Annotated in this window: 9 protein-coding genes and 1 tRNA gene; 6 read left to right on the top strand and 4 right to left on the bottom strand. The window is 62.8% G+C overall.

Annotation, left to right across the window (positions count from 1 at the left end; genetic code table 11):
* Positions 1 to 18 precede the first annotated feature (18 nt).
* The 4 genes from pal (at position 19) to G3O01_RS20235 (ending at position 3,294) form a co-directional block, all read left to right on the top strand.
* Positions 19 to 528 carry a peptidoglycan-associated lipoprotein Pal gene (pal, locus tag G3O01_RS20250; protein ID WP_205806919.1) on the top strand — a complete coding sequence of 170 codons (510 nt, stop codon included), beginning with the start codon at positions 19 to 21 and terminating at the stop codon, positions 526 to 528.
* A 15-nt stretch (positions 529 to 543) separates the two neighbouring features.
* The gene (gene ybgF, locus G3O01_RS20245; RefSeq protein WP_205806918.1) at positions 544 to 1,293 is read left to right on the top strand and encodes a tol-pal system protein YbgF; all 750 of its coding nucleotides are present in this window, start codon (positions 544 to 546) and stop codon (positions 1,291 to 1,293) included.
* Between the two features lie 222 nt (positions 1,294 to 1,515).
* Positions 1,516 to 1,591, top strand: a tRNA-Lys gene (locus tag G3O01_RS20240).
* A gap of 542 nt (positions 1,592 to 2,133) precedes the next feature.
* Complete coding sequence (locus G3O01_RS20235) at positions 2,134 to 3,294, top strand: glycosyltransferase (RefSeq protein WP_205806917.1); 1,161 nt, start codon at positions 2,134 to 2,136, stop codon at positions 3,292 to 3,294.
* Positions 3,295 to 3,353: 59 nt separating this feature from the next.
* Here the strand turns inward: G3O01_RS20235 and G3O01_RS20230 are convergent, their stop codons facing one another.
* Positions 3,354 to 4,421, bottom strand: a complete 1,068-nt coding sequence (locus G3O01_RS20230) for a glycosyltransferase family 4 protein (RefSeq protein WP_205806916.1) — start codon at positions 4,419 to 4,421, stop codon at positions 3,354 to 3,356.
* Positions 4,421 to 5,668, bottom strand: coding sequence for an oligosaccharide flippase family protein (locus tag G3O01_RS20225; protein WP_205806915.1), 1,248 nt, complete (start codon positions 5,666 to 5,668; stop codon positions 4,421 to 4,423). Before G3O01_RS20225 ends, G3O01_RS20230 begins: the two co-directional genes overlap by 1 nt.
* Positions 5,669 to 5,994: 326 nt before the next feature.
* Here G3O01_RS20225 and G3O01_RS20220 point away from each other — a divergent pair, with 326 nt between their 5' ends.
* On the top strand, positions 5,995 to 7,254 hold the full coding sequence (locus tag G3O01_RS20220) for a glycosyltransferase (RefSeq protein WP_205806914.1): 1,260 nt from the start codon (positions 5,995 to 5,997) through the stop codon (positions 7,252 to 7,254).
* A 66-nt stretch (positions 7,255 to 7,320) separates the two neighbouring features.
* Here G3O01_RS20220 and G3O01_RS20215 read toward each other — a convergent pair whose 3' ends face one another.
* Both G3O01_RS20215 and G3O01_RS20210 read right to left on the bottom strand, forming a co-directional pair.
* Complete coding sequence (locus tag G3O01_RS20215) at positions 7,321 to 8,664, bottom strand: acyltransferase (protein ID WP_205806913.1); 1,344 nt, start codon at positions 8,662 to 8,664, stop codon at positions 7,321 to 7,323.
* An 87-nt stretch (positions 8,665 to 8,751) separates the two neighbouring features.
* Positions 8,752 to 9,897: an acyltransferase gene (locus G3O01_RS20210; protein WP_205806912.1), complete on the bottom strand. Its 1,146-nt coding sequence runs from the start codon at positions 9,895 to 9,897 to the stop codon at positions 8,752 to 8,754.
* Positions 9,898 to 10,284: 387 nt separating this feature from the next.
* Between G3O01_RS20210 and G3O01_RS20205 the strand changes: the two genes are divergently transcribed.
* Positions 10,285 to 11,642, top strand: a 1,358-nt coding sequence (locus G3O01_RS20205) for a hypothetical protein (RefSeq protein WP_205806911.1), incomplete at its 3' end; no start/stop codon positions are given.

Raw genomic sequence — 11,642 nt, 5'->3', positions numbered from 1 at the left:
ACACTAGGAGAGTAAAGCATGATGTCCAAACTTCGTATCGCGCTTGCCGTGGGTATGGTCGGTGCACTGGCTGCATGTCATTCGGGCGTGAAGCTCGACGAAAACGCCAACAAGGGTGGCTCAACTGGCGCGCAACCCAACCCGAACGATGTCGCCACGGTAAACGTCGATCCGTTGAACGATCCGAACAGCCCGCTGGCCAAGCGCAGCATCTATTTCGATTTCGACAGCTACTCGGTCAAGGACGACTACCAGCCGCTGCTGCAGCAACACGCGCAGTACCTGAAGAGCCACCCGCAACGTCACGTCCTGATCCAGGGCAACACCGACGAACGCGGCACGAGCGAATACAACCTGGCACTCGGCCAGAAGCGTGCTGAAGCTGTCCGCCGTTCGCTGTCGCTGCTCGGCGTGCCGGATTCGGAAATGGAAGCTGTGAGCCTCGGCAAGGAAAAGCCGCAGGCAACGGGTCATGACGAAGCGTCGTGGGCGCAGAATCGCCGCGCGGACCTCGTCTATCAACAGTAATAGGTGACAAGCCGTATGACGCACCGTTTTCCCTGGCTGCGCATGGCCGCAGCCGCCTGCGTCGCGGGATCGGCCGTGATGGCCCTGCCCGCTCATGCAGGCATGTTCGACGACGATCAGGCTCGCCAGGCGATCCTCGATCTGCGCACCAAGACTGATAGTCTGTCGAGCCAGCTGTCAGCGGCTCAACGCACGATCCTCGATCAGTCCAACCGCCTCGACCAGCTGAACCAGCAGGTCGCGACGCTGCGTGGGCAGAACGAAGATCTCGCCAACCAGGTCGCCACGTTGCAGAAGCAGCAGAAGGACTACTACACCGATCTCGACGGTCGTCTGAAGAAGTTCGAGCCGCAGCAGCAGACAGTCGATGGCGTCGAGGGCTCCGTGCAGCCGGGTGAAACGGACGCGTTCAACGCGGCTTCGCAGCAGTTCCGCAGCGGAGACTTCAAGAACGCGGCGACTTCGTTCCGCAGTTTCATCGCGAAGTACCCGCAAAGCCCGTATCAGCCCACGGCGCAATACTGGCTCGGCAACGCGCTGTACGCGCTGCGCGACTACAAGGGCTCGACGGCCGTGTGGCAAGGCGTCGTGCAGAAGTATCCGCAGCATCCGCGCGCGCCGGAGGCACTGCTCGCCATCGCGAACAACCAGCTCGAACAAGGCCAGAAGGCTGCCGCAAAGAAGACGCTCGAACAGATCGTCGCGCAATACGGCGGCTCGGATGTCGCGCAGTCGGCGCAAAGCAAGCTTTCGCAGATCAAGTGATGTCGTGACGTCCGGCATGAGTCGGACGTCTGTTGTGTCGGTTTGCTGGATGCAGTCAACGCGCAGTGTCGACGCTTTGTCACGAAGCACATCAGAATCGATACGCGCGCCTCTCGCCGGAAAGCCCGGAATCTCACGGTTCCGGGCTTTTCTTTTGCTGGCGGAAACAGCTCGACTCGTTGACAGCTTTCGGTAGTGTCGCTATAATCTCGCTTCTCTTTTGGGTCGTTAGCTCAGCTGGTAGAGCAGCGGACTTTTAATCCGTTGGTCACAGGTTCGAATCCCGTACGGCCTACCAAAAGATTCTAAAGGGCTTAGCTTCGGCTAAGCCCTTTTTCATTTGGTGGCCCGCTTTCTGCCTCATTCCTGCTTCATCGCGCAGACGTTTTCCCTGCTGCCCCACCCACGCATCGCCCTCATCCGTTCTCCTGACCATCGCGTCCGCACCTGAAAAATTTACCCATCGCGGTTTCATTTCATTAACACTGCGCCATATTTACTGAACGGATTCAATTGCAAAATCCCGTCACACGCCAATAAAAATCCGCAATTAAATCTGAAAGTCGCTGAGAAAGAATATGTTTTAACAGTTATCGATGCGCGCGCTTCAACAATCCCAAACCCTTGCCTGGCTTGCACCACACGCATGCACGGCGAGAAACTCCTGCACCGCATCAGCGATAATCGAAACAGAATTCAGAAAAAATAGTACTTTCCCGACAATAAACCCTCTCGCGTAGTCAATTTCGGCCAATTAATCCGCGTAAGCGAATTGTCTACTGCATAATTCAAGCGACCTTCAATCATCAGCGCATCACTAACCTGCGAAGGGTTGATCCGGTGACCGACAAACTGCTTACCGATTGGAGTACCGCGTCGCTGGGCAAAAGCACGGCAACCGCTGACAAGCGGACCGTGTTCTACGTACAGCCGCTGATCGCCCATTACCGGATGGAGGTCGTCGAGTCGCTCAACAGGCTGTTTTCCGTCAAGCTCTTCGCGAGTTCGGCGGGCATCGAATCGAGCGGGTTTTCGCGGGAAAGCCCGGCCTGCGAGGAGTTCGTGGAAACGCAGATCAACCACGTCTTTTCGCCGGGCATCAACATGCAACGCGAAGTCGTCGGAAGAATCGTGCGCGAGCGCCCCGCTGCCGTGCTGATGTTCGCCGACATCCGCTATCTGTCGCTGTGGCTCGCGCTGATGGCCGGCCGCGCGATGCGCATCCCCGTCCTGATCCATGGTCAGGGGCTCTACAGGCATGAAGAAGACGTCGGCATGATCCGGGCGCTGTGCTACCGGGTCGCCGTCGCGCTCTCGACGCAGTACATCTGCTACACCGACGCCTCCAAGCGCTCGCTGGAAAGCGTCGGTTGTCCTTCCGGGAAACTGATCGTGGCCGATAACTCGCTGACCGTCGAACACACCGTCGATCCCGCCGAAAAATCGGGCAAGGAAACAGGCATCCTGTTCCTCGGACGGCTACGCGACGACTCGAACGTCGATGCGCTGATCGAAGCCGTGGGCCGGCTTCGCAGCGAAGATCATGAGATCACGCTGCATCTCGTCGGCGGCGGCAAGCACGGCGCGCAGCTCAAGCGCATGTATGGCGAGCGCGACTATATCGTCTGGTACGGTCCCGTGTTCGACGAAAGCCGCATCGCCGCCATCAGCCGTCAGTGCCGCATCGGCTGCTATCCGGGCGCGGCGGGATTGAGCGTGGTACACATGTTCGGGCTGAGCCTGCCGCCTCTCGTGCACGACGAATTGCAGCGTCACATGGGCCCGGAACCGGGCTATGTCGAAGAAGGCAGCACCGGCTTCTTCTATCCGCGCGAAGGCGGCGTCGATGCGCTCGCGGACACGCTGCGCCGCGTCTGGACGATGCCACCTGAAGCGATGCGCGCAGCGGGCGCCGCGGCTTATTCGAAGTATCAGCAGCTCAATTCGCCGACACTCGGCAGAAAGCTCGCGGAGATCGTTCGCGCGGCATTGAAGCCCTGAGCCTGTAGCACCGCGTGCCCGGGCGGCACGCTTCCCAGGCAGGCAAGATATCGCGCCTGCTAAGCCCTCGCCCCGATCACCTGCTGCGCCACCGCGAGATAACGCTGTGCCGTGTCCTGCAGCGTGAGGCCCGCCAGCGACCTCGGCATCTTCGGCTGCGCCAGCGCGCCGAGTAACGCGGCTGCATAGGCGGCCGTGTCGTCGGTATCGACGAGTTGCACGGCCGGCAAGGTCTTCGCGAACTGGAACGGCGCGATCGTGCTCGCGACGACGGGAATCCCCGACGCCAACGCTTCCAGAAACGCGATGCTATGCCCTTCCGAACGCGACGGCATCGCGAACACGCTCGACGCGCGCAACACGCCGCTCACATCCGTATGCGGTCCATCCACGCTCACGCGGTCTTCGAGCCCTAGCTTCTTCACGAGATCCCTGATTGCCGCGAGATAGGCAGGGTCTTCGACCACACCATACAGTTGCAGCCGCACGTCGGCCGTCTGCGTCGCGACCTCGCGAAACGCATGCACCGTCTGCAACTGGTTCTTCACCGACGTATACCGGCCGATCTGCACGATCTGCGGCGGCGTATCGCCTGCCCGCGGCCGGTCGTCGAACGCGAAGCGCGACATGTCGACGCCATTCGGAATCAGCGTCACCAGCGGATGCGAACCCACGCAGTCCTTATAGTCCCGCACGTTCGCCGGCGACACGCCGATCACCGCGCGCGCCCGCGACGACAGCACGCGCTCGACGTTGCGAAACAGCTTGCGCTCGAAATCGTTGACGGCCGAATGCATCACGTAGACCACGGGCACCCTGCTCGGCAGCGCGCGTGCATAGAACGCGGGGATCGTCGCATGCGCGAACACGACGTCGGGCCGAAAACGCCTCAGCACTCCCGCCAGATGCATCAGCTTGCCGGGCAGGCTTGCGCGCTTCGCCGGAAACACGCACTCGACGCCGTGGCTCACCAGCTCGCGCGTGAATGGTACGAAGTCGGGCCGCTCCGGCATCAGCGCCGTCACGCCGACCACGCTGCCGTCGCGCTGCTGATGAATGGCGAGATCCTTCGCGAGCACCTCGGCACCCGACAGACGCGGCTCCAGCACGAGATGGAGTATCCGCATTACATGACCCTCGCTGTGCGGTACGTCATCCACGCCGCCGCCGAGCTCAGGCCAACCGTCATCGCCCATGCAATGCCCGTGACGCCCCAGTAGTGCGTCGCGGGCGGCACGCAGGCGAGCAGCACGAAGACCTGGATCACGGAAGCCTGCGTCGTCGCCTTCGCGTCGCCGACAGCCCGCAGATACGACACCAGCACCGCGATCAGCGCGCCGATCGCCATGTTGATCACGAAGATCTTGAAGAGCGGCACGGCGGGCAGCCAGGCCGGTCCGAGGATCAGCGCGAAGAGCGGCTGCGCGGCGAGCCGCAGCACGATCACGACCAGCACGAGCCCGAGCGCAATCACGCCGATATAGCGCTTGAAGAGCTTTGCGGCCGCATGAGGGTCAGCGCGATGACGCGCGGCGAAAGTCGGAAACAGGTATTGCGACATCGCGATCGCGGCATCGGCGAGCAGCATCTGCGCGAGTCGCGACGACATCTGATACGCGCCCAGTTGCGCGGGCCCGAGCAGCTTGCCGACCACAACCTTGTCGAACTGGTTGAGGATCAGATTGACGACGCTGCCTGCCCAGATCCAGCGGCTGAATCCGATGTAATGGCCAATGCCCGACCAGCGCAAACGGATCGGCGGACGCGGGCTCATCGTGACCCACGTGAGCGTCGTCTTCAGCGACTCGCCGACGATCATCCCGAGCAGCACCGAGTAAGCACCCGCACCGGCCAGCGCGAGCGCAAGCCCGCAACAGCAGTCGACAAAAGCCGCCGACACTTCGATCAGCGCAACATGCTGAAAGCGCCGCTCGCGCTGCACGACGTAATACGCCGGCGACGCGACGCCGCGCAACAGCGGCAGCAGCGCGGCGAGTTGCAACAGCAGCAGCGCGCCGCCCAGATGGAACTGGCTGTTCATCAGCGGCGCGATTGCAACGAGCGCCACGCCTATGATCAGGCCACGCGTTGCGAGCGTGGTCCAGACGGCGCCGAGTTCATCGCGCGTCGGCGCGGCCTGGCCCTGGATCACTGCCTGCGACAGGCCCGTGTCCGACATCGCCTCCGCAATGGCGACGGCGAGCAGCGCCACGCTCACGCTGCCGATCGCTTCCGGCCCGAGAATGCGGCCGATCGCGAGAAACTTGACGGCCACGAGCCCGCGCATCAACACCTGCTGCAACAGCACCCATGTTGCTGCGCTCGAACCCAGGCCAGCCCTGAACGAGAACGCCGGTAGCCTCATCGTCCGCAATCTTTTTCTCCCTGTTGACGACCGACGGAGCACGCGCGGTAGCGCGCTTCTCCGATTCCATGCGAACACGTGATGACGCGGGACTGCCGCGACCCGTTGCGCATGCTGGTGCACGCGCCAGACGGGCAGGCACAATCTCGCCGCCGACTCGCGCACGCCGTCCCTCAAGGTAACTCGCCACACTCGCGTACGGACGCCATCTGTCAGTCAGATTCGGCAACCGGGCCCTGCCGGCTGTCTGTTGTCGCCAAACAATTGGCGAAATTGTCGGTTCGCGGCGAAGGGCTGATGCTAAGGTGATCGCAAGGCTGCTCCTCAAGATCGCCATGGAACGTGCTACCCATCTCGTGCCCGTTGAACCACCCATCGCCGATGCCGCGAGACTCGGCTATGTCGTCATCATCGAGCCGAATTTCACGGGGCATCGGTGGCGTTATGTCGAATGGATCGCGCAGGCCTGTCTCGAGGCAGGCTATCCCGTGCTCGTCGTCACTGAGAACTCGAACGAGGATCATCGCCTCGCGCGCGAGATCATGTCGGCCAATCGCGAGGATCTGCAGATCGCATTCGTCGATACTGAAAGCCGGCGCGACAGCCGCGGTATCCGGCGCGTCAGCTACGCGCGCTTTCATGCCTATTTCAAGCTCGCTTACGACTCCGTCAAGCATGCTGAGCGCGTGCGTCTGGTCGTCGTACCGTATGTCGATTACTTCTTCCACGCGCTGCCCTTGCTCGGCTCGCCGTTCGGCCGGACCCCGTGGATCGCGATCACGATGCGCGCGACCTTCCATCACCGCAAGGTCGGCGTGCGCACGCCGGGACGCCCGCTCGTCAATACGCTGAAGTCGCTGCTGTTTCGCCGCGCTGTGCATACCAAAGGACTACGCACGCTGCTGTCGATCGATCCGACATTGTCCGAGTGGGTCGGCCGCGCGAAGCCGAAGCACGGCGCCGCCGTCGCATATGTCGCCGATCCGTTCCCCGATGCGAAGGCGGAAGACCCGCTCGTCGCGCGCGAGCGTCTCGGGCTCGATCCCGCTGGCCGCTATCTGCTGGTGTACGGCTCGATCACCGAACGCAAAGGCATTTGCGAGCTGGCCGAAGCGCTGGCCGGCATGAAGGACGCGCCGACGCTGCTGCTCGCAGGCGAACAGGACCAGGAAATTCGCGGCTTTATGCGCGCGTTCATTCCGATCCTCAAGCCCGCGCCCGTGATCCTCGATCGCTTCATTTCGAACGAGATGGAGCGCGACCTGTTCTCGGCATGCGATGTCGTCTGGCTCGGCTACAAGGGCCACTACGGGATGAGCGGCGTGCTCGTGCAGGCTTACCGCTTCGACAAGCCCGTGATCGCGACGAGCGATGGGTTGATCGGCTGGTTCTGCCGCGATGGCAAGCTCGGGCCCTGTCTGGACGATCTGTCGGCGGAATCGATCACGCGCGCGCTCGGTGAGATCGCCGCGCAGTGGGAGCGCGGCGAAAAGCATCAGCGGCCCCTCGATCATCTGCTCGCGCGCAACACGCTCGGCCAGTTCAAGGAGACGCTGCGCCAGGCGATCACGGCGGCTGTCGAGACGCGCGTGTGAAGCAGCGCGCGCGTCGTCAAAACAGAGAAGACTCCATGCATCGGTAGCGCGTCGCAAGCGCGCTATTCATTCCGACGTTTCGCTTCCTACCCGCTGCATGCGCTTGTCGCTTGCCACGCGCGGCAACAGCACTTCACGCGCCCATTGCGAGCAAGGACGCTCGATCCGCACCGCGCTGATCCGTGCGGCCACATAGCTCGCGCCGCACGCGAACACGGCCGCAATCGCGAAGCCGAGCACGGGCTCGCGAAAGTCGAGTGCATCAAGCGGCGTCTTCAACGCGGCGCGCACCATCAGGATCGCGACGAAGCTCCAGACATAGAGCCCGTAGCTGTTCTGCCCGAACGCGGCGACAATGCGCTCGCCCGGATAGCGCCGCGGCATTTGCGACAACAGCAACAGAAACGCGGCCGCCGCGCATGCGGCCACCGTCGGCGCGAGCCAGTGCGCAAGGCCCAGCCCCGAACCCGTCGCGTAGAGCAGCGCCAGCAGCACGACGCAGGCAGCGAGCGCACACGCCATGCCGAACATCGACAGTTTCATGCCGTCGCGTAACAGCAGCCGCCTGCCGTAGCGCGCGAGTACGAAACCGATCACGAAGCACGGTAACTGCGTCGGCGGCCAGTAGTAGAGGAACGAGTTGTTTTCGACGGTGCAGGCGTCGTCGGCGCATGCGCCTGCCGTCAGCACGACGGCACTCAACGCCAGCAGCGCGAGCGCGGTGCGCCACAAGCCACGCCGCGTGCGCGTCGCGACGAAGATGAGCGGCGCGAACAGGTAGAAGCACATCTCCACGCCGATCGACCAGCCGCCCGGCACCACGGTATCGATGGCGCCTGGCACCCACGCATGAATGAAGACGAGATTGGCGACGACATCGGCGACACTATGCGGCGCCGTGACCTGCGCGTCGAAACGTTCCGCCAGAAAATTACCGATCGAATAGACAGCAATGGCGACGTAATACAGCGGCGCGATCCGGAAGAAACGCTTGATGTAGAAACGCCGCGCGATCAGCGAGTGGCGGTCGCCGAAGCGCCTCGCTTCGTCTTCGAGCGTGAACATGATCGTCACCGCGCTGATCACGAAGAACAGCTGCACGCCATATTGCCCCATGCCCGCGATGACCCGCAGCCACGGCGGCAGCGCAGGCAAGTAGAGGCTGAGATGCACGAAAATCACGCCGACGATGGCAAGCGCACGGCCCGCATCGAGCGCGGCGATGCGGGCGTCGTCGCGTGCCGCGTGGGTGATGGACGCACGCGTTGCGGTAGCGACTGACGAAACGTGTGTAGCGGCGTGCGCAGCGGCGTGCGAACCGGCATGCACAGCCGCCGTGCTCGCACGTGTCCGCTCCACACAGCGATGACTGAAACGGTCGAGCCATTTCAGCGTTCCTGTGAAGCTCACGCAAAACCTCCCCTTGCGGGCCGGATGCATCGCCCGCCTGTGTGCACGCGACGCGTGCAGCACGTTACAGCATGGAATGTGCCGGACTCAGGACAACTGCCCACCGACGGGCATTTCTTCGCGCACCGATGCGTTGCGCTTTGCCGGGAACAGCGCATTGCGCAAGCGCAGGAACGGATACTCGACGGCGCGGGTCATCACATATCCCGCGATGATCGCGACAGCCGCCTGCGCGGCCAGCGCGATGAACCAGATCGCGGCGGGCGGCAAGCCGAGCGCCGTGGTCTTGCGGATCACGATGTCGCCAGGCGCGAGCGCGAGCGAATGCCACAGGTAGATCCCGTACGAATACACACCGAGCCACGCAATCGCCCGATACGCACGGGACTCGCGCGCCTTGCCCGAATGCTCGAGCATCAGCACGATGAACGCGCAATAGCCGATCGCCTGGATCGTGTAGCCGATGCTTTCGTCGAGCGGTTCGTTCTTGGTGGCGAGCACGAGCCACGCAACCAGCACCGCCACCATCGCGAGCAGCCAGTACGTGCGCTTCGCGATGCCCTGATAGATTTCGGGCTTCATCCAGTAGATCGCGGCGAGTATCACGCCATACAGCAGACTGTCGATCCGGTACTGCGTATAGAAGAACGCCGCCTGCAGATCGCCGCCCGCGACTTCGAGACAGCGCGCGATCAGCACGATCAGGCAAATGCCGCCGAGCACGCCGATAATCGAACCCGCGCGCATTTTCCAGCGCGCGAACAGCAGCAGCACGGCAGGCAGGAACAGATAGAAATGCTCTTCTACAGCGAGACTCCACGTCTGCGAGATCGACGAGCCGAAGTAGTTCTGCAGGTGGGTCAGGTTTTGCCACAGGAACGAATCGAGCGGATGGCGGCCCGCGATCGTATGGAAGAGGATCAGCACGTAATACGCGGGCCAGATCTTGAACATCCGCCTCACGATGAAGCGGCGCGCGTCGACGTGGCCCGTCTCCGCATACTGCCGCAGCAGCAGCCCGCCGACCAGAAAACCGCTCAGCGTGAAGAACAGGTTCACGCCCTCGCGACCAAAGCTCTTCAGCGGATACTCGATGATCGAGATCAGCGCGCTGCCCGTCTGATTCACATGGAAGTGGTACCCCATCACCGCGAGAATCGCGATGCCGCGCACGAAGTCGAGTTCGACCGACCTGCCCCGCGTCATCGATTGCGCGCTGCCGAATAGCTTCATGCCTGTTCCCCTTCGACGTCGTTTGCTGATCGTTCTTTGTGAGCCGCCACGTGGAGATCCACTGCCTTGTCGTGCGGGCGCGCCGTTGCTATGTGCGGCCTGAAAAGCCGCGCAAACTGGCACTTTTTCGCACGATACTGCAGCCATGTTGCTTGCTTGGCCTTGCTCTCGCACGCCAAGTTGCCGTCGTTGTCGGACAGCATCGACGGGCATGTCAAACCGTCTGACCAAAGGTCTTTGCCTGCATCGTTTGCCCCCGCCAGAACCCAGGTGTATTTCGCCTGCGCCGGACTTCACCGTAAGCCATCCATTTATATTCAGACTGAACAGTGGCGCGCGTTGCCGTGACACGCTGACTACATCGCACCGGGAGAGGGAGATTCGTCGATGCGTAACAACAGGTACGCTACGTTGTGGATCTGGATGTGCTTGTGCCCGCTCGCGCTCGACTACAAGGCGCCAGACGCCGATTCGGGCCACGCCGCGCAGATTCTGCTCGTCGCGCCGGTGCTCGCCGCCGCGGTCGCGCTGATCTTCATCGCGCCGCGCTTCAAGCAGGTGTCGCCATTACGCCGCTTCGTCACGTTCTGCCTCGTGTTGAGCGTGCCGGGCAGCCTGATATCGCAACTCGTGCAGGACAACGATTTCGGCAATTATCTGCGTGTCGTGTTGCCGTTCCTGTTATTCCTGCTCGGTTACGCGATGGCGGTCCATCCGTGGCATGAACAGCGCATCGGGCAGATGGAAAAGGCGCTCTTCTGGGCCAATCTGATCTGTCTCGTCTTTACGTTCATCTTCGGCCTCGCGACGGGCGGCGGCATGGGCGGCATTGCCGACGTGCGCTTCCGGATCGTCTCGGTGACGCTGCTCGGACTGCAAGGCGTACTGCTGCACGAATTCGTGCTGGCGCGGCGCTTTTCGCCGTTCATGCTCGCGGTGTTCGCCGGCACGGTGCTCGTCGAGCTGTTGAGCGTCACGCGCAGCCTGCTGGTCGGCACGGTGCTGCTGTTCATGATGGCCGCGTGGATGAGCGCGCCATCGCTGCGCTATCTGCTGCGCTCGGCATTGCGCGCATTTATCGTGAGCGTCGTGCTCGGCGCGATTGGCGCGCTCGCCGTGCTGAGCCTGCCGTCCGTCAGCGAACACTGGATGCAGCGTTTCACGGCCGCCTCCAACACGCAGACGGGCAAGGATCCGACCACGATCACGCGTCTGGCCGAAATCAAGGACCAGTTCGACCAGGTCACCTCGTCGACGCAGTCGCTGCTGCTCGGCGAAGGCTACGGCCACTACTATCGCTACTCGCCGCAGTATCTGCCCGATCTGGCCGGCCAGATCAGCGAGAAGGACTTCTATGCGATCCGCGAATGGGCGGCAGGCCACAACTTCTGGATGTATCAGCTGTTTGCGGGCGGCATCCTGTTCGGTATCGGACTGCCGCTTGCTGTGCTCGTGACGTTGGCGCATTGCGCGCTCGCTTACCGGCGATGGCGCGCGAAAAGCCCCGGCGCGCCGCTCCTGCCTGTGTTCGGGCGCTCGATCCTGCTGCTCGCCGCGTTGCCCGCCACGTCGATCGGCGGCAATCCGCTCGGGCCGCGTTTCTCGGGACTCGTATTTGGCGTCGCGCTCGGTCTGACGGTCGCGACGTATTGTCGTCTGCATCGCGAGCTGGATGCGAAAGCGCGTGTGCGCGTCGAACCCGTCACGCCGCCGCAGCCGGCGCGCGCACCGGCCGTCGCGCAACA

Origin of the sequence: Burkholderia sp. Ac-20365 (genome assembly GCF_017104715.1) — a bacterium.
GTDB lineage: Bacteria > Pseudomonadota > Gammaproteobacteria > Burkholderiales > Burkholderiaceae > Paraburkholderia.
This window is presented reverse-complemented; position numbering and strand designations above follow the sequence as displayed.